The sequence below is a fragment of the Actinacidiphila alni genome, assembly GCF_900112845.1.
GTDB classification, from domain to species: Bacteria; Actinomycetota; Actinomycetes; order Streptomycetales; family Streptomycetaceae; genus Actinacidiphila; species Actinacidiphila alni.
The window spans coordinates 288,834-306,724 of record NZ_FONG01000002.1; the positions used below are offsets into that span (position 1 = coordinate 288,834).

At 69.9% G+C, this 17,891-nt stretch carries 17 protein-coding genes; 9 read left to right on the forward strand and 8 right to left on the reverse strand.

What is annotated here, in order from left to right:
* Positions 1–8: 8 nt before the first annotated feature.
* The 6 genes from gyrB to dnaA all read right to left on the reverse strand — a co-directional run bounded on the left by gyrB (position 9) and on the right by dnaA (position 9,304).
* Positions 9–2,009 (reverse strand): DNA topoisomerase (ATP-hydrolyzing) subunit B, encoded by a 2,001-nt coding sequence (gene gyrB, locus BM076_RS04145; RefSeq protein ID WP_093711957.1) that lies wholly within the window; start codon positions 2,007–2,009, stop codon positions 9–11.
* Between the two features lie 400 nt (positions 2,010–2,409).
* Positions 2,410–2,880, reverse strand: coding sequence for a DUF721 domain-containing protein (locus tag BM076_RS04150; protein WP_093712228.1), 471 nt, complete (start codon positions 2,878–2,880; stop codon positions 2,410–2,412).
* A gap of 155 nt (positions 2,881–3,035) precedes the next feature.
* Positions 3,036–4,196 (reverse strand): DNA replication/repair protein RecF, encoded by a 1,161-nt coding sequence (gene recF / locus BM076_RS04155; protein ID WP_093711958.1) that lies wholly within the window; start codon positions 4,194–4,196, stop codon positions 3,036–3,038.
* A 118-nt stretch (positions 4,197–4,314) separates the two neighbouring features.
* Positions 4,315–5,193: a phosphogluconate dehydrogenase (NAD(+)-dependent, decarboxylating) gene (gene gnd / locus BM076_RS04160; protein ID WP_093711959.1), complete on the reverse strand. Its 879-nt coding sequence runs from the start codon at positions 5,191–5,193 to the stop codon at positions 4,315–4,317.
* Between the two features lie 140 nt (positions 5,194–5,333).
* Positions 5,334–6,464: a DNA polymerase III subunit beta gene (gene dnaN / locus BM076_RS04165; protein WP_093711960.1), complete on the reverse strand. Its 1,131-nt coding sequence runs from the start codon at positions 6,462–6,464 to the stop codon at positions 5,334–5,336.
* 812 nt (positions 6,465–7,276) lie between these two features.
* Positions 7,277–9,304, reverse strand: coding sequence for a chromosomal replication initiator protein DnaA (gene dnaA, locus BM076_RS04175; RefSeq protein WP_093711961.1), 2,028 nt, complete (start codon positions 9,302–9,304; stop codon positions 7,277–7,279).
* Between the two features lie 378 nt (positions 9,305–9,682).
* Here dnaA and rpmH point away from each other — a divergent pair, with 378 nt between their 5' ends.
* The 9 genes from rpmH to BM076_RS04220 all read left to right on the forward strand — a co-directional run bounded on the left by rpmH (position 9,683) and on the right by BM076_RS04220 (position 16,401).
* Positions 9,683–9,820, forward strand: coding sequence for a 50S ribosomal protein L34 (rpmH, locus tag BM076_RS04180; protein WP_003975051.1), 138 nt, complete (start codon positions 9,683–9,685; stop codon positions 9,818–9,820).
* Between the two features lie 19 nt (positions 9,821–9,839).
* Positions 9,840–10,238, forward strand: coding sequence for a ribonuclease P protein component (rnpA, locus tag BM076_RS04185; RefSeq protein WP_093711962.1), 399 nt, complete (start codon positions 9,840–9,842; stop codon positions 10,236–10,238).
* Entirely contained in the window at positions 10,235–10,552 is a 318-nt protein-coding gene (gene yidD / locus BM076_RS04190) for a membrane protein insertion efficiency factor YidD (RefSeq protein ID WP_093711963.1), read from the forward strand. Before rnpA ends, yidD begins: the two co-directional genes overlap by 4 nt.
* A complete protein-coding gene (gene yidC, locus BM076_RS04195; protein ID WP_093712229.1) occupies positions 10,552–11,793 on the forward strand; it encodes a membrane protein insertase YidC in 1,242 nt (413 codons plus the stop codon). Before yidD ends, yidC begins: the two co-directional genes overlap by 1 nt.
* 34 nt (positions 11,794–11,827) lie before the next feature.
* A complete protein-coding gene (locus tag BM076_RS04200) occupies positions 11,828–12,325 on the forward strand; it encodes a Jag family protein (protein WP_407640623.1) in 498 nt (165 codons plus the stop codon).
* A gap of 179 nt (positions 12,326–12,504) precedes the next feature.
* Positions 12,505–13,242 (forward strand): 16S rRNA (guanine(527)-N(7))-methyltransferase RsmG, encoded by a 738-nt coding sequence (rsmG, locus tag BM076_RS04205; protein WP_093711965.1) that lies wholly within the window; start codon positions 12,505–12,507, stop codon positions 13,240–13,242.
* Between the two features lie 246 nt (positions 13,243–13,488).
* Positions 13,489–14,613 carry a ParA family protein gene (locus tag BM076_RS04210; protein WP_093711966.1) on the forward strand — a complete coding sequence of 375 codons (1,125 nt, stop codon included), beginning with the start codon at positions 13,489–13,491 and terminating at the stop codon, positions 14,611–14,613.
* Positions 14,610–15,707: a ParB/RepB/Spo0J family partition protein gene (locus BM076_RS04215; RefSeq protein ID WP_093711967.1), complete on the forward strand. Its 1,098-nt coding sequence runs from the start codon at positions 14,610–14,612 to the stop codon at positions 15,705–15,707. Before BM076_RS04210 ends, BM076_RS04215 begins: the two co-directional genes overlap by 4 nt.
* A 76-nt stretch (positions 15,708–15,783) precedes the next feature.
* Positions 15,784–16,401: a GNAT family N-acetyltransferase gene (locus BM076_RS04220; protein ID WP_093711968.1), complete on the forward strand. Its 618-nt coding sequence runs from the start codon at positions 15,784–15,786 to the stop codon at positions 16,399–16,401.
* Between the two features lie 103 nt (positions 16,402–16,504).
* Here the strand turns inward: BM076_RS04220 and trxA are convergent, their stop codons facing one another.
* Together trxA and trxB are read right to left on the reverse strand one after the other, a co-directional pair.
* A complete protein-coding gene (trxA, locus tag BM076_RS04225; RefSeq protein WP_093711969.1) occupies positions 16,505–16,834 on the reverse strand; it encodes a thioredoxin in 330 nt (109 codons plus the stop codon).
* A gap of 50 nt (positions 16,835–16,884) precedes the next feature.
* Entirely contained in the window at positions 16,885–17,868 is a 984-nt protein-coding gene (gene trxB, locus BM076_RS04230; protein WP_093711970.1) for a thioredoxin-disulfide reductase, read from the reverse strand.
* Between the last annotated feature and the right edge of the window lie 23 nt (positions 17,869–17,891).

Below are 17,891 nucleotides of genomic sequence, written 5' to 3' on the forward strand. Positions count from 1 at the left end.
TGGCCGACTCAGATGTCCAGGAAGCGGACGTCCTTGGCATTGCGCTGGATGAAGGAGCGGCGGGCCTCGACGTCCTCGCCCATCAGCACCGAGAACAGGTCGTCGGCCTGGGCGGCGTCGTCGAGCGTGACCTTGCCGAGCACCCGGTGGTCGATGTCCATCGTGGTGACCCGCAGTTCCTCGGCGTTCATCTCGCCCAGACCCTTGAAGCGCTGGATCGAGTCCTCGCGGATCCGCTTGCCGGCCTGCTTGCCCAGCTCCACCAGCGCGTCCCGCTCGCGGTCGGAGTAGGCGTACTCGAAGTCGTCCCGGCCCCACTTGATCTTGTACAGCGGCGGGCGGGAGAGGTAGACGTGCCCGGCCTCGACCAGCGGCCGCATGAAGCGGAAGAGGAAGGTCAGCAGCAGGGTGTTGATGTGCTGGCCGTCGACGTCGGCGTCCGCCATCAGGATGATCTTGTGATAGCGGAGCTTGGAGATGTCGAAGTCCTCGTGCACACCGGTGCCGAAGGCGGAGATCAGCGCCTGGATCTCGGTGTTCTGCAGGATCTTGTCGATCCGCGCCTTCTCCACGTTGAGGATCTTGCCGCGGATCGGGAGGATCGCCTGGTACTGCGGGTTGCGGCCGGACTTGGCGGAGCCGCCGGCCGAGTCGCCCTCGACGATGAAGATCTCGCACTTGGTCGGGTCGTTGGACTGGCAGTCGCTGAGCTTGCCGGGCAGCGACGCGGACTCCAGCAGCCCCTTGCGGCGGGTCAGGTCCCGCGCCTTGCGGGCCGCGACCCGGGCGGTGGCCGCCTGGATCGACTTGCGGATGATGTCCGCGGCCTCGTTGGGATTGCGGTCCAGCCAGTCGGTCAGGTGCTCGTGCACGACCTTCTGCACGAACGTCTTCGCCTCGGTGTTGCCCAGCTTCGTCTTCGTCTGGCCCTCGAACTGCGGCTCGCCGAGCTTGACGGAGATGATCGCGGTCAGACCCTCGCGGATGTCCTCGCCCGCGAGGTTGTCGTCCTTCTCGCGGAGCAGCTTCTTGTCCCGCGCGTAGCGGTTGACCAGGCCGGTCAGCGCCGCGCGGAAGCCCTCCTCGTGGGTGCCGCCCTCATGCGTGTGGATGGTGTTCGCGAAGCTGTAGACACCCTCGCTGTACTGGGTGTTCCACTGCATCGCCACCTCGACCGACAGCAGCCGGTCCTTGTCCTCGGACGCGATGTCGATGACCGTGGGGTGGATCAGCTCGCCCTTGCGCGAGTTCAGGTACTTCACGTAGTCCACGAGGCCGCCCTCGTAGTGGTACGTGACCGACAGCGGCTTGCCCTCCTCGTCCACGTGGTCGGCGCGCTCGTCGGTCAGCGAGATCCGCAGGCCCTTGTTGAGGAACGCCATCTCCTGGAAGCGCCGCGAGAGCGTCTCGAAGGAGTAGTCCGTGGTCTCGAAGATGTCGCCGTCGGCCCAGAAGGTGACCGTGGTGCCGGTCTCCTCGACCGCCTCGTTCTTCGCCAGCGGCGCGGTGGGCACACCCAGCTTGTAGTCCTGCGTCCAGCGGTACCCGTCGGTGCGCACCTCGACCGCGACCCGGGAGGACAGCGCGTTCACCACGGAGACGCCGACGCCGTGCAGACCGCCGGAGACCGCGTAACCGCCGCCGCCGAACTTGCCGCCGGCGTGCAGCACGGTCAGCACGACCTCGACGGCGGGCTTGCCCTCGGAGGGCACGATGCCCACCGGGATGCCGCGGCCGTTGTCGACGACGCGCACGCCGCCGTCGGCGAGGATCGTGACGTCGATGGTGTCCGCGTGACCGGCCATGGCCTCGTCGACGGAGTTGTCCACGACCTCCTGGACCAGGTGGTGCAGGCCCCGCTCACCGGTCGAACCGATGTACATACCGGGGCGCTTGCGCACCGCCTCAAGGCCCTCCAGCACGGTGATCGCACTGGCGTCGTAGGACTTGCTGGAATTCTCGTTGGGGTTGCCGGAATCGGCCACGAAGCGCCCTTTCTGGCACAGCACGAGCCATCACCCGCGGAGCGGGACAGGCTGCGTCTTCGACATGTTCCGCTGGGGTCCCCCTGTCTGCTTCCTGTCTGCATGCCAGGGGAGGGCGGTCTGCCTATCAGTCTACCGGTAGCGCCGACATGAATGGGGCTTTGGCGGTACCTGAGTTCCCATGTGCCGTACGAAACCGCCGTCGCGCGACTCCCTACACGCAGCCCTGGTGCCCAAACCGCTCACACGGGCGTCCAGGGCTTCCGGCTGTCAACCTCCGGCTACGCTGAGCAGGGGCACCCGCCGCGGCCGGTTCTCGGCCGTCCGGCCTGCGGCTTCACGGGGTCGCAGCACAGCTGTTCGTGACCTCATCCGTACGCGTACGGCACAGGCGTGCACGGGCGCCCCAGCCGGTACGGGCACCTCAGCCGTACGTGTCACCGGGGCCGACGCTGCCGGGCGCGCGCAGCCGGCCGTAGGAACGGGACGGGCCCGCCGGGCCCAGCACCTTGATCAGCTTCACCGTGCCGTGGCCGAGGTCCGCGTTGAGCCGGGCGACCAGGGTCGGCGCCAGCAGCCGCAGCTGGGTCGCCCACGCCGTGGAGTCGCACTGCACGGTCAGCACGCACTCCTCCTCGTCGTAGCGGGCCGGCGCGCAGTGCAGCGCCACCTCGGGGCCGACGAGCTGCGGCCAGCGGCCCATCACCCCGCCGACGGCCGCCGGGGCCTCCCAGCCGCGCTCGGTGATCAGCCGGTTGATGGCCGCGCCCAGCGGCAGCGGGTCGCGGCCGTCGGCGCGCGCGCCGCTGCGCAGGCCGCCGCGCCTGGCCTGCTTCTTCTGCACGGCCGCCGCGCCCCTGGCCCTGGCCTGCTCCTTCGCGGCGCGCAGCGCCACCCGGGCGAGGTCGACGCCGGTGTTCGCGGCCTCGCCCTGTCCCGCAGGCGTCGCAGGCGCCGCCTGCCCGGTCTGCTCCGGCAGCGCCGCCGCCTTGCGGCCCGCGCCGTCCGTGCGCCCGGTCCGCCTGCCGCCGTCCGCGCCGCTCCGCTCGCTCACAGCCGCTCCACCGTCCCCTGCTCCACCGCGAACCGGGCCCCCACCAGGACGTCCGGCACATCGTCGTCCACCGCCGCCGTCACCAGCACCTGCTCGCCCGGCGCGACCAGCTCCGCCAGCCGCTCGCGCCGCCGGGTGTCCAGTTCCGCGAAGACGTCGTCCAGCACCAGCACCGGCTCCCCGCCGTCCGCGCACAGCAGCTCGTACGAGGCCAGCCGCAGCGCCAGCGCGTACGACCAGGACTCGCCGTGGCTCGCGTAGCCCTTGGCGGGCATCGGGCCGAGCTTGAGCAGCAGGTCGTCGCGGTGCGGCCCGACCAGCGTCACCCCGCGCTCGATCTCCTGCCGCCGCGACTCGCCGAGCGCCTCCAGCAGCCGCCCGTACAGATCCTCGCGCCCCTCGGCGCCGACCATCCTCTCGCCGATCGAGCCTTTGTACTCCAGGCCGATCGGGCCGCCGCCGGGGGCGAGCTGCTCGTACGCCTTGTCCGCCAGCGGCTGGAGCGCGGCGACCAGGTCGAGGCGCTGCGCCAGCAGCTCGGCGCCGGCCCGCGCCAGGTGCTGGTCCCACACGTCGAGGGTGGACAGATCCCCCGCAGACTTCGTCGCGGGAGGCGCCCCCAGGCCCTTGCCGCCGTGCCTGCGGGCCATCGCGGCGGACTTCAGCAGCGTGTTGCGCTGCTTGAGCACCCGGTCGTAGTCGCTGCGGACCCCGGCCAGGCGCGGGGCGCGGGCGGTGATCAGCTCGTCGAGGAAGCGGCGCCGCTCGGTCGGGTCGCCCTTGACCAGCGCCAGGTCCTCCGGTGCGAAGAGCACACTGCGGACGATGCCCAGCACGTCGCGCGGCCGGCCGGGCGCGGAACGGTTGATCCTGGCGCGGTTGGCCCGGCCCGGGTTGATCTCCAGCTCCACCAGCTGCTGCCGGTCGCCCTGCACCACCTGGGCCCGGACCAGCGCCCGCTCGGCGCCCATCCGCACCAGCGGCGCGTCGGTGGAGACCCGGTGGCTGGCGAGGGTGGCCAGATAGCCGACCGCCTCGACCAGATTGGTCTTGCCCTGGCCGTTGGGCCCCACGAAGGCGGTGACGCCCGCTTCGAGCGGGACCTCGGCGCGGGCGTAGGAGCGGAAGTCGGCGAGCGAAAGGTGCGCTACGTGCATCGCGTGCTGTGGCGCGGTACGCGCCGACCTCCCTGCTGGTGTGACGAGCGCCACGGGCGCGGCGGACGGTGGTCTGCACCGCCCGCCGCGCCCGTGCGCGGTGCTCTGCTTACTCCGCTTACTCCGCGGCGGTGACCGCGTGGCCGCCGAACTCGTTGCGGAGCGCGGCGATCATCTTCATCTGCGGCGAGTCGTCCTGGCGGGACGAGAAGCGCGCGAACAGCGACGCGGTGATGGCGGGCAGCGGCACCGCGTTGTCGATGGCGGCCTCGACCGTCCACCGGCCCTCGCCGGAGTCGTCCGCGTATCCGCGCAGGCCGCCGAGGTGCTCGTCCTTGTCGAGGGCGTCCACGGCCAGGTCGAGCAGCCAGGAGCGGATGACCGTGCCGGACTTCCAGGAGCGGAAGACCTCGCGGACGTCGGTGACCGAGTCCACCGCCTCCAGCAGCTCCCAGCCTTCGGCGTAGGCCTGCATCATCGCGTATTCGATGCCGTTGTGGACCATCTTCGCGAAGTGGCCCGCGCCGACCTTGCCGGCGTGGACGGCGCCGGAGTCGCCCTCGGGCTTGAGGGCGTCGAAGATCGGCTGCGCCTTGGCGACGTCCTCCTCCTTGCCGCCGTACATCAGCGCGTAGCCGTTGGCCAGGCCCCAGACGCCGCCGGAGACACCGCAGTCGACGAAGCCGATGCCCTTGGCGGCCAGCTCCTCGGCGTGCCGCTCGTCGTCGGTCCAGCGGGAGTTGCCGCCGTCCACGACGAGGTCACCGGGGGAGAGCAGCTCGCCCAGCTCGTCGATGGTCGACTGGGTGGGCCCGCCGGCCGGCACCATGACCCACACCACGCGCGGGCCCTTGAGGGAGTCCACAAGCTCCTTGAGGCTGTGGACATCGGCGAGATCCGGGTTCCGGTCGTACCCGATGACGGTGTGACCTGCGCGGCGGATGCGCTCGCGCATGTTGCCGCCCATCTTGCCGAGACCGATGAGACCGAGCTCCATCACAGATCCTTCGTTCGAAGCGTCCTGACCTGGAACGAGCCTACGTGGGGCCCCGCGGCCCCGCTCGTACGCCCCGGGCTTCCCGTCCACCCGTGCCGTCGTGGCGTCTGCCCCCGGCCCGGCCGGACAGCCGCGGCGGCTCAGCCCGACAGCCGGACCGGCATGATCAGGTACTTGTACGCGTCGTCCGCCTCGGCGTCGACCGCGGGCCGGCCGCTGAGCAGCGCGGGCTTGGTCGAGGTCGTGAAGGAGAGCTGGGCCACCGGGGAGTCGATGGCGCTCAGGCCGTCCAGCAGGAAGGTCGGGTTGAAGGCGATCGAGATGTCGTCGCCCTCCAGCTTGGCGTCGACCCGCTCCACAGCCTGTGCGTCGTCGCTGGAACCGGCCTCCAGGGTCAGCACGCCCTGCTCGAAGCTCAGCCGCACCGGGGTGTTGCGCTCGGCGACCAGCGCGACGCGCTTGACGGCCTCCACGAAGGGCGCGGTCTCGATCACCGCGACCGAGGCGAACTCGGTCGGGAAGAGCGTGCGGTACTTGGGCAGGTCGCCCTCGAGCAGCCGGGTGGTGGTGCGGCGGCCCGCGCCCTCGAAGCCGATCAGGCCCTCGCCCGCGCCGGAGCCGGCCAGCGCGATGGAGACGGTGTCCCCGCTGGTCAGCGACTTGGCGGTATCCAGCAGCGTTTTGGCGGGCACCAGGGCGACGGCGGACATGTCGGGCTGCTCGGGCTTCCACAGGAATTCGCGGACCGCGAAGCGGTAGCGGTCGGTGGCGGCCAGCGTGACGGTGTCGCCCTCGATCTCGATCCGCACACCCGTCAGCACCGGCAGGGTGTCGTCGCGGCCGGCGGCGATGGCCACCTGGGACGCGGCGGCGGCGAAGACCTCACCGGGCACCGTGCCGGAGGCGTCGGGCATCGCGGGCAGCGCCGGATACTCCTCCACAGGCAGGGTGTGGAGTGTGAACCGCGAGCTGCCGCAGACGACGGTGACGCGCACCCCGTCGGTGGAGATCTCCACCGGGCGGTTGGGCAGCGCCCGCGAGATGTCGGCGAGCAGCCGCCCCGAGACCAGGACCGTGCCCTCCTCGTCGACCTCCGCCTCCACCGATACCCGCGCCGAGACCTCGTAGTCGAAGCCGGAGAGGCTGAGCTTGCCGTCCTCCGCCTTCAGCAGCAGGCCGGCGAGCACGGGCACCGGAGGGCGGGCCGGGAGGCTGCGGGCTGCCCAAGCCACTGCCTCGGCGAGTACGTCGCGCTCCACCCGGATCTTCACCGGAACCGCCTCCTGCTTGTTGCTGGCTGTCGGGGAACAGTCTGACGCACAGCACCGACAGTCGGTGCGGGTTGGCGTCAAGCCGCGACACGAGCCGCAGGGCGGGTCCGGGCCGAGTTGTGCACACCCCCCGCTTCGAAGCAGGTTCCCAGCTATCTCTACGTAGTCGTAGTAATAGGGGTTGTGGATACCGTGGATAAGTGGTTTACCCGCAGGTCAGGCCACGTTTTTTATCCACCGCGCCTGTGGGCGGGGACGGTGGACAACCCGGGGGTCCTGTGGACGGCCGGAAGTTGTGCACACCCGATTCACAGGGAGCCCCTGGTTCTCCCCAGCGCTGTCCCCAGAAATACCCAGGTTCTCCCCAGCCCAACCCACCACCTTGGTGTGACGGCTTTCACTCTTCCGTGCGACCGGACGCGTTGCGTTGCCGAACAGTGGACAGAGATGTGGAGAAACGATCGCATGCTGTGCACAACGGCCCTCAACCTGTGGGCGAGCGGTGGACAACTCCGCGTACCCCCTTGTGGGTGTCCGCTTCGTCCACAGTCTGTGGATTCGGGTTGCCCACATATCCACACCCTGCTGAGCTGCGCGGACCACCCTTGGGACGCCCGGCTTGTGGAGACTTTCTGGACAACTCCGGTGTCCCCAGGGTGTGGACGGCCCATTCGCCACATTCCTGTGGAGAACTGCCCCTCGGCGTACGGGAATCGAACAGAGCGCGGCGCGCCGGTGGCGCGCCGCGCAACGAGAAGGGCCCCCGGAGCGGTCTCCGGGGGCCCTTCGCCGTGCTGTGCGGCGGCAGCGGCTCAGCTCTTGATGCGGTTGGTCAGCTCCGTCACCTGGTTGTAGATGGAGCGCCGTTCGGCCATCAGCGAGCGGATCTTGCGGTCCGCGTGCATGACGGTGGTGTGGTCGCGGCCGCCGAAGAGCGCGCCGATCTTCGGCAGCGACAGGTCCGTCAGCTCGCGGCACAGATACATCGCGATCTGCCGCGCGGTCACCAGCACCCGGCTGCGCGAGGAGCCGGACAGGTCGTCCACGGCCAGCCCGAAGTAGGCGGCCGTCTCGGCCATGATGGCCGTGCCGCTGATCTCCGGCACCGAGTCCTCGCCGCCGGGGATCAGGTCCTTGAGCACGATCTCGGTGAGCTGGAGGTCGACCGGCTGCCGGTTGAGGCTGGCGAAGGCGGTGACACGGATCAGCGCGCCCTCCAGTTCGCGGATGTTCCGCGAGATCCGGGACGCGATGAACTCCAGTACCTCCGGCGGGGCGTTGAGCTGTTCCTGCACCGCCTTCTTGCGCAGGATCGCGATCCGGGTCTCCAGCTCGGGCGGCTGGACATCGGTGATCAGGCCCCACTCGAAGCGGTTGCGGAGCCGGTCCTCCAGGGTCACCAGCTGCTTGGGCGGCCGGTCCGAGGAGAGCACGATCTGCTTGTTGGCGTTGTGCAGGGTGTTGAAGGTGTGGAAGAACTCCTCCTGCGTCGACTCCTTGCTCGCCAGGAACTGGATGTCGTCGACCAGCAGGATGTCCATGTCCCGGTACCGCTTGCGGAACGCGTCCGCCTTGCCGTCCCGGATCGAGTTGATGAACTCGTTGGTGAACTCCTCGGAGCTGACGTACCGCACCCGGGTGCCGGGGTACAGGCTCCGCGCGTAGTGCCCGATGGCGTGCAGCAGGTGCGTCTTGCCGAGGCCGGACTCGCCGTAGATGAACAGCGGGTTGTACGCCTTGGCCGGCGCCTCGGCGACGGCGACGGCCGCCGCGTGCGCGAAGCGGTTGGACGCGCCGATCACAAAGGTGTCGAAGAGGTACTTCGGATTCAGCCGGGCGGTCGGCTCCACCGCGCCGCCGGAGGACCCGCCCGGTCCCGGGGAGCCGGACATCGCGGTTCCGGTGTGCGCGGACTGCGCGGGCCGGCCCACGGGATCGGTGTGGCCGGCCGGACCGTCGAGCCGGCCGCCGGGCGACGCGTGCCGTCCCGTCGACTGCGGCCCCCGCTGGTCCTGGCCGCCCATCCCCGGCTCGTGCCCGCCGCGCCCGGCCTGCTGGTAGCCGCCGGGCTGCGCCGCGTAACCGCCGCTCTGCGGGGACTGCGGGTACGCCTGGTGCGGTACGACCGGATAGCCGTCGTGCGTGTCCTGGCGGTAGCGGTGGCTCGGCTGCTCCGCGTAGGAATCGCGGTCCTGGAAGCCGTTGTTCTGCGCGGGCAGGCCCCAGCCGCCGTCGGTACGGGGCGGTTGCCGCCAGCCGTCGTCGCTCTGGCGCGGCGGCCACTCGTCGCCCGGCGCGCCGGGACCGGCGTGGCGGCCCTGGCTCTGCTGCTCGGGGTAGGCGCGGCGCATCCGGAGGCCGTCGTCGTCCCGGTCGAGATCCCGGTCACGGTCCCTGTCGCGATCACGGTCGCGATCCCTGTCCCGGTCACGGTCACGGTCGTCGAAGCGGTCGTCCCTGAGGTCCGGGCGCCGGTCGTGCTGCTGCTCGTACGGGTCCGGCTCGTGGTCCTGCGGTCCGCCGGGACCGAGCGGCTGCTCGGCGCGCGGGGCCGGGCCGGGCTCCTGGTCGCCGCCGGACGCGACGGCGATCGCGATGCCCACGGCGTGACCGAACTCACGGCTGAGCACCTCGGTGATCAGCGGCAGCAGCCGCCCCTCGAGCACGCTCTTGGCGAATTCATTGGGCGCGGAGAGCACCGCGGTGCCGGCCACCAGCGCCAGCGGCTGGGTCCGCTTGAGCCACTCCGCGTCCTTGGGCTTGAGGTCCTCGCTGTCCACCAGCAGTTTCTGGAGTACGCGTGGCCACACTGCGGCAAGATCGGCAGTTACGTCAGCCACAGGGCACGCTCTCTCGTCGCTTAGTGGTGCAAGTGCAGACAACTCCCGCGAAAGTGTGGTCCTGGATTCAGGGCGCGAAGAGTCCGGAGTTCAGCCACGGTAGTCAGGGGGCATGCGTCGTTCAAGTCGTTGTCCACAGGGTGTGTACAAACGCCGAGGCCGCGACCGCCGGGTTTGACCGGATGGCCTAGCCGCGCGTACCGTATCGAGGTCGAGTTGTCGATGGCTGCTGCCGCCTGCCTACCGATGGGCGAAGGTCTTCCGGGTCTCCGGGTGATCGTCAAGCGGTGCACCCGACTGGTCCGCGAGTTTCCTCGTGGGCGCACGGTGACAGCCAGGCGACGCCCCGCCGGACACGATTTTTCCTGGAGCCCCCGAGTGAGCAAGCGCACCTTCCAGCCGAACAACCGCCGTCGTGCGAAGACCCACGGCTTCCGTCTGCGTATGCGCACCCGCGCCGGCCGCGCGATCCTCGCGACCCGCCGCAGCAAGGGCCGCGCCCGCCTGTCCGCCTGATCGTCACAGGTCTCATGCCGTGCTGCCCACCGAGAATCGGCTGAGGCGGCGCCAGGACTTCGGAGCAGCGGTCCGCAAGGGCCGCCGTGCGGGCCGACCGCTGCTGGTGGTCCATCTGCGCGACGACATCACGGACCCGCATGTGCCAGGGGGGAGCACTCCCCCGGCGCGTGCGGGTTTCGTCGTGAGCAAGGCGGTCGGCGGCGCGGTACAGCGCAATCTGGTCAAGCGCCGACTGCGTCATCTGGTCCGCGAACGCCTCTCACTGCTGCCCCCCGGTAGCCTGGTAGTCGTACGAGCGCTGCCAGGTGCCGGCAGCGCGGACCATACGGAGCTGGCCCACGACCTGGACGCCGCGCTCAAGCGGCTGCTGGGTCGCGACACCCAAGGCAGAGCCGAGGGGAGGGTGTCCCGATGAAATACCCGTTCCTGGCACTGATCAAGCTGTACCAGTGGACGATCAGTCCACTGCTCGGACCGGTGTGCCGGTACTACCCCTCGTGCTCCCACTACGGGTACACGGCCATTGACCGGCACGGCGCGATCAAGGGCATCGCCCTGACCGCGTGGCGCATCCTGCGCTGCAATCCCTGGTCGCCGGGCGGCGTGGACCATGTCCCGCCGCGCAAGCGGCCACCATGGCACGATCGGCTGCGCCGCGCACTGCGGGGCGGCTCCGACGGGCCCGTCACGCCCGAGCCCACCGGACCCTCTCACGCCCAAGGAGCCTGATCGTGGGGATTCTCGACCCCCTCTACAAAGCCGTTTCGTGGATCATCATCCAGTTCCACGCGTTCTTCAGCCTGATCTTCGACAAGGACAGCGGCTGGGCGTGGGGCCTGTCCATCGTCTCGCTGGTGGTGCTGATCCGGATCTGTCTGATCCCGCTGTTCGTCAAGCAGATCAAGTCGACCCGGAACATGCAGGCGCTCCAGCCGAAGATGAAGGCGATCCAGGAGCGCTACAAGAACGACAAGCAGCGTCAGTCCGAAGAGATGATGAAGCTGTACAAGGAGACGGGCACCAACCCGCTCTCCTCGTGCCTGCCGATTCTGGCGCAGTCGCCGTTCTTCTTCTCGCTGTACCACGTGCTCAGCAACATCGCTAAGGGCCACAAGGTCGGCGTGCTGTCCCAGAGCCAGGTGGACAGCGCCCGGAACGCGCACATCTTCGGCGCCCCGCTGTCGGCGAAGTTCACCGACGGCGCCGCCAAGGTGCAGGAGCTGGGCGCCTCGCTGACCGATGTGCGGGTCGTGACGGTCGTGATGATCGTGATGATGTCGGCGTCGCAGTTCTACACGCAGCGCCAGCTGATGACGAAGAACGTGGACATGACGGTGAAGACGCCGTTCATGCAGCAGCAGAAGATGCTGATGTACGTCTTCCCGCTGATCTTCGCCGTGATGGGCATCAACTTCCCCGTCGGTGTGCTCGTCTACTGGCTGACCACCAACGTGTGGACCATGGGCCAGCAGATGTTCGTGATCCGCCGCAACCCGACCCCGGGCAGCCTCGCGTTCAAGCAGCGCCAGGAGCGACTGCGGGCCAAGGGCAAGCTCGTCGAGCCGCCGGAGGAGGTCGCCGCCAAGGAGGCGGTCGAGGTCGCGCGCGCCAACCGCACCCAGCCCAAGCGGCAGTCGAAGGCCAAGCGCACCTCGGCCCCGGCCGGCGCCGCCGCGAACAAGCCCGCGGCAGGCAGCGCGAACAAGCCCGCGGCCAACGCCCAGAAGAGCGACTCCGGTACGCAGAAGCCGGCCGGTGGCTCCCCCCGGGCGGGCGGTGGCGCCCCGCGCGCCGGTGCCCCCCGGGCGGGCGCCCCGAAGGCGAACGGCGGCGGTACGGCCAACGGCTCGGGCGGCGGTACGAAGCAGGGCGGCGGCACGGGCAACAAGCAGGGCGGGTCGCCCGGCAAGCAGTCCGGCAACCGGCCGGGTGCCAAGTCGAAGCCGTCCAACCTGTCGAAGAAGAAGTAAGAGGAGCCGAGGCGTGAGCGACGTCAACACCACCATCGCACCCGAGAGCGGCTCCGCCGCCACCCTGAGCCGGCTGGAGCAGGAGGGTGAGATCGCCGCCGACTACCTGGAGGGTCTGCTGGACATCGCGGACCTCGACGGCGACATCGACATGGACGTCGAGGGCGAGCGGGCGTCGGTGTCGATCATCGGCGACAGCGGCACCCGTGACCTCAACAAGCTGGTCGGCCGGGACGGCGAGGTGCTGGAGGCGCTCCAGGAGCTGACCCGGCTCGCGGTGCACCGGGAGACCGGCGAGCGCAGCCGCCTGATGCTGGACATCGCCGGTTTCCGCGCCCGCAAGCGGGCGGAGCTGGCGCAGCTCGGCGCCAAGGCGGCGGCGGAGGTCAAGGCCAGCGGCGAACCGGTGAAGCTGGACCCGATGACGCCGTTCGAGCGCAAGGTCGTGCACGACGCGGTGGCCGCTGCGGGCCTGCGCAGCGAGTCCGAGGGCGAGGAGCCCCAGCGCCGGGTGGTCGTGCTTCCGGTCTGACCGGATGGTGTTGTGGTAGACGCTTGTTCGGCCCCGTCTGTTCGCAGGCGGGGCCGAAGCTTGTGAGCCGGATCGTGGCCGTCGACATCGGATCTTGGCCGCGCCGCCGGTGAGCGATCGTGTACGTACGTGTATGCAGGCAGGTGCCCGGTGGGGTGACCGAGGAAAGGACAGCCGTCGTGACGGAGGCAGCAGCGGAGCTTCCCGCGCCGCCCGAGCAGGCCAGGACGGTCTTCGGCGACCGGTTCGCCGACGCTCTGCGCTACGCCGAGCTGCTCGCGGACGCCGGGGTGCGCCGCGGCCTGATCGGCCCGCGCGAGGTGCCCCGGCTCTGGGAGCGGCACCTGCTGAACTGCGCGGTGCTGTACGAGGTCATCGACGAGGACGTGTCGGTGTGCGATGTCGGCTCGGGTGCCGGCCTGCCCGGCATCCCGCTGGCACTGACCCGGCCGGACCTCCGGATCACGCTGCTGGAGCCGCTGCTGCGCCGGACGACCTTCCTGGAGGAGGTCGTCAAACTCCTGGGCCTGACCAATGTCACGGTGGTCCGCGGCCGGGCCGAGGAAATGCTCGGCAAGCTGCCCCCGGTCGACGTGGTGACCGCCCGTGCGGTGGCGCCGCTGGAGCGGCTCGCGGGCTGGGGTCTGCCGCTGCTGCGCCCGCACGGCGAGATGGCCGTGCTCAAGGGCGACACCGCCCTGGACGAGCTGAAGGCGGCCCGCGCGGCGCTCGACCGGCTGGGCGCCGTGGACACTTCGGTGGTCCAGGTCGGCGAGGGTGTCGTCGACCCGCTGTCCACGGTCGTACGCGTGGTGGTCGGCGAGAGCCCCGGTGGTGTACGGGCGGCGACCCGGCGGGCGAAGGCCGCACGGGCGAGCCGTTCCGGCCGTGGCGGAGCCCCGCGCCGTCGGCGCTGAATTGCCGCTCTACGCCATACAAACGGCCAAACAGACATAACCCGGAGTGTCTGCGGAGTTAGCGGACCGGCGCTGTGCATCGTGTTCCACGTGAAACGTCGCTCGCTGCTTCCAGGAGTCCTCAGCCGTGGTCGCGCCGCGGCCGAGGCACGCGCCAACAAGCCCTCCAAGACGGTCCAGTCGGTGGATAGGTTCACACCTTCATCCACAGGCAGCCAAGTCTCGCTGGTTCATCACCCCTCCGGCATGGCAGGCTCTTCTCATAGCGAGCCTGAAGTCGAGGAGTGTGAGTCCTTGCGGTCCGACGCCAACATCGCGGGACCGATGGCCGATCCGGTCCCCGGTCCCCGCACAGCAGAATTTGCCGGGGGCCCCACCGCCGTGCCCCCGGGGTTCGGAGACGGTGTTTCACGTGAAACATTGCCTCCCATGGATGACACCCCGATCGGCCGTGCCGCACAACTGGCCGTCGAGGCACTGGGACGTGCCGGGGAAGGACTCCCCAGACCACCCCAGACCCGGGTGATGGTGGTCGCCAACCAGAAGGGCGGCGTGGGCAAGACCACGACCACCGTCAATCTGGCGGCCTCCCTGGCACTGCACGGCGCCCGGGTACTGGTGATCGACCTCGACCCGCAGGGCAACGCCTCCACGGCGCTGGGCATCGACCACCACGCCGAGGTCCCCTCGATCTATGACGTCCTGGTGGAGAGCAAGCCGCTGTCCGACGTCGTGATGCCGGTCCCCGATGTGGAAGGGCTGTTCTGCGCCCCCGCCACCATCGACCTGGCGGGCGCCGAGATCGAACTGGTCTCGCTGGTCGCCCGGGAGAGCCGGCTCCAGCGGGCCATCGAGGCGTACGAGCAGCCGCTGGACTATGTCCTGATCGACTGCCCGCCCTCCCTCGGCCTGCTGACCGTCAACGCCCTGGTGGCCGGCGCCGAGGTGGTCATCCCGATCCAGTGCGAGTACTACGCCCTGGAGGGCCTGGGACAGCTCCTGAAGAACGTGGAGCTGGTCCGCGCCCACCTCAACCCGAAGCTGCATGTGTCGACGATTCTGCTGACCATGTACGACGGACGGACCCGCCTCGCCTCTCAGGTCGCGGAGGAGGTGCGCACCCACTTCGGCAAGGAGGTGCTGCGCACCAGCATCCCGCGGTCCGTCCGGATCTCCGAGGCGCCCAGCTACGGCCAGACCGTACTGACCTATGACCCGGGCTCCAGCGGCGCGCTGTCGTATCTGGAGGCGGCCCGGGAGATGGCCCTGCGGGGCGTCGAAGCCTCGATCGCCGTCGAGTACGACCCGCAGGGTGAGTACACCCAGCACGATGAGCACAACCCGCACAGCATGTCGGAGGGGATCCAGTGAGTGATCGACGCAGAGGGCTCGGCCGTGGACTCGGCGCGCTGATCCCGGCCGCGCCGCAGTCGACGGGCACGGCGCCGGGCAGCGCCCCGGTGCTGGCACCGGAACGCGGTGTCGCCGCGGCGAAGGTCGCCGGTCTGGTGGACCGCAGGGTCCCCGAGCCCGCGCCGCCGGTGGTGGACATCCCTGTTTCACGTGAAACAGAGCCGGACCTCTCCGAGACGAAGGCCCCCGTACCGGGTGCCTACTTCGCGGAGCTGGAGCTGGACTTCATCACGCCGAACCCGCGCCAGCCGCGTGAGGTCTTCGACGAGGACGCGCTCAATGAACTGATCACCTCCATCAAGGAGGTGGGTCTGCTCCAGCCGGTCGTCGTCCGTGAGATCGGCAGGAACCGCTTCGAGCTGATCATGGGCGAGCGCCGCTGGCGAGCCTGCCGCGAGGCGGGCCTGGAGCGGATCCCCGCGATCGTCCGGGCGACCGACGACGAGAAGCTTCTCCTGGACGCCCTCCTGGAGAATCTGCACCGGGCCCAGCTCAACCCGCTGGAGGAGGCCGCGGCCTACGACCAGCTGCTGCGGGACTTCGCCTGCACCCATGAGCAGTTGGCGGACCGGATCGGCCGCTCCCGCTCGCAGGTCTCCAACACGCTGCGGCTGCTGAAGCTCTCCGCGCCCGTGCAGCGCCGGGTCGCGGCCGGGGTGATCTCCTTCGGTCACGCGCGGGCGCTGCTCGCGCTGGAGGACGCCGAGGAGCAGGACAAGCTCGCCCACCGGATCGTCGCCGAGGGACTCTCGGTGCGGGCGATCGAAGAGATCGTGACGCTGATGAACAGCGATCCGAAGCCCTCTCGCAAGAGCGCGGCGCCGCGGGCCGGCCGCCGGGTCTCCCCGGCACTGACCCACCTCGCCTCGCGGCTGTCCGACCGCTTCGACACCCGGGTGAAGGTGGACCTGGGCCAGAAGCGCGGGAAGATCACTGTCGAGTTCGCGTCGATAGAGGATCTGGAGCGCATCCTCGGGGCGATGGCCCCGGGCGAGGGCAAGGTGCTGGAGGAGCCGCTCGACGGAGAACCCGAGGACGACGACGTCGAGTGACGCGGGCACACCCCGGCGTTCGCGCCGGGGTGTCCGTGGGCAGTTCCGGTCACGGCAGAAATGGGGTTCAGGCCACATGGGACGTCGGCTCGCACCGCTCACCCTCGACAATCTGCCGGACATCCCCAGGCCCTGCCGTAAGTGTGTCTTCTGGGAGCTGGACCCGGTCAGCGGTGAGGCCGCCGTCCAGGCGGGCAAGCCCGAGCTGGAGAAGGAGGCGTGGATCTCCGCGGTCCTCCTGGAGTGGGGCTCCTGCGGCCGGGTCGTCTATGTCGACGAGGTCCCCGCGGGCTTCGTTCTCTACGCGCCGGCCGCGTATGTGCCGCGTTCCCTGGCCTTCCCCACGAGCCCCGTGGCCGCGGACGCCGTCCAGCTGATGACCGCCCGGATCCTTCCTGGCTATCAGGGACAGGGCATCGGGCGGGTGCTGGTGCAGACCGTCGCCAAGGATGTGCTCCGCCGTGGCTTCAAGGCGATCGAGGCGTTCGGTGACGCGAAGTGGACCGCACCCTCGTGCCTGCTGCCCGCCGACCATCTGCTCGCCGTGGGCTTCAAGACGGTCCGCCACCATCCGCGCTATCCCCGGCTGCGGCTGGAGTTGCGCTCCACGATCTCCTGGAAGGAAGACGTGGAGATGGCGATCGACCGGCTCCTCGGCGCCGTCCAGAAGGAACCGGCGCTGCGACCGCTCTGACCGGGCAGTACGACACAGCGAAGAGGGCGGCCCCCCGAATGGATCGGGGGGCCGCCCTCTGATGTTCCACGTGGAACGGCGCAGTCGCGCCGCCGCGGTGTCGTCAGCCGATGAAGTCGGCCAGGTCGCGCACGATGGCGGCCTTCGGCTTGGCACCGACGATGGTCTTCACGACCTCGCCGCCCTTGTAGACGTTGAGCGTCGGGATGGACATCACGCCGTACTTCGCCGCGGTGACCGGGTTCTCGTCGATGTTCAGCTTGACGATGGTGATGTTCTCGGCGTGCTCTTCCGCGATGGCCTCCAGGGAGGGGGCGATCTGGCGGCACGGGCCGCACCATTCGGCCCAGAAGTCCACCAGGACGGGCTTGTCGCTGGCGAGCACCTCCTCGGCGAAGGTCGCATCGGTCACGTGCTTGGTGTTGCCGGCCACGGCAGTCTCCTCGGGTCTTGATACGTGCGGGGCGTGAGGGTGGAAGCGGTTCAGACAGCGGCCTTGTCGGAGACGGCCACGGCCTGCTCGGCCTTGTCCGCGTCCGCGAGGGCGGCCAGGTAGTGCTCGGCGTCCAGGGCGGCGGAACAGCCGGTGCCGGCCGCGGTGATCGCCTGGCGGTAGGTGTGGTCCACGACGTCTCCGGCGGCGAAGACACCCGGGATGTTCGTCCGGGTGCTCGGCGCCTGGACGGTGAGGTAACCCTCGGCGTCCATGTCGAGCACGCCCTTGAACAGCTCGCTGCGCGGGTCGTGGCCGATCGCGATGAACAGTCCGGTGACGGGCAGTTCCGAGGTCTCGCCGGTCTTGGTGTTCCGCAGGGTCAGACCGGAGAGCTTGCCGTCACCGTGGATGCCGGCGACCTCGCTGTCCCAGACGAAGGAGATCTTCGGGTCGGCGAAGGCGCGGTCCTGCATCGCCTGGGAGGCCCGCAGGCTGTCCCGGCGGTGCACGATCTTGACCGACTTGGCGAACCGCGAGAGGAAGGTCGCCTCCTCCATCGCGGTGTCACCGCCGCCGATCACGGCGATGTCGTGCTCGCGGAAGAAGAAGCCGTCACAGGTCGCACACCATGAGACGCCACGGCCGGAGAGCTGGTCCTCGTTGGGGAGGTTCAGCTTGCGGTGCTGCGAGCCGGTGGTCACGATCACCGTCTTGGCCCGGTGGACGGCGCCCGACGAGTCGGTGACGGACTTGATGTCGCCGGTGAGGTCGACCGCGACCACATCGTCCGGGACCAGCTCGGCGCCGAACCGCTCGGCCTGGGCACGCATGTTGTCCATGAGGTCCGGTCCCACGATGCCGTCGCGGAACCCGGGGAAGTTCTCCACCTCGGTGGTGTTCATCAGCGCGCCGCCGGCGGTGACGGAACCCTCGAAGACCAGCGGGTTGAGGGAGGCGCGCGCCGTGTAGAGCGCCGCGGTGTAGCCCGCGGGCCCCGAGCCGATGATGATCACGTTACGGACGTCGCTCACGGGTGTTTTCCTCGTCTCTGCGA

Excerpts from the sequence above, each read along its gene's own strand:
- recF (WP_093711958.1), bottom strand. The coding sequence starts at position 4,196 with ATGCACGTAGCGCACCTTTCGCTCGCCGACTTCCGCTCCTACGCCCGC.
- BM076_RS04210 (WP_093711966.1), top strand. The coding sequence starts at position 13,489 with ATGGCAGGCTCTTCTCATAGCGAGCCTGAAGTCGAGGAGTGTGAGTCC.
- gnd (WP_093711959.1), bottom strand. The coding sequence starts at position 5,193 with ATGGAGCTCGGTCTCATCGGTCTCGGCAAGATGGGCGGCAACATGCGC.
- BM076_RS04220 (WP_093711968.1), top strand. The coding sequence starts at position 15,784 with ATGGGACGTCGGCTCGCACCGCTCACCCTCGACAATCTGCCGGACATC.
- yidD (WP_093711963.1), top strand. The coding sequence starts at position 10,235 with ATGAAATACCCGTTCCTGGCACTGATCAAGCTGTACCAGTGGACGATC.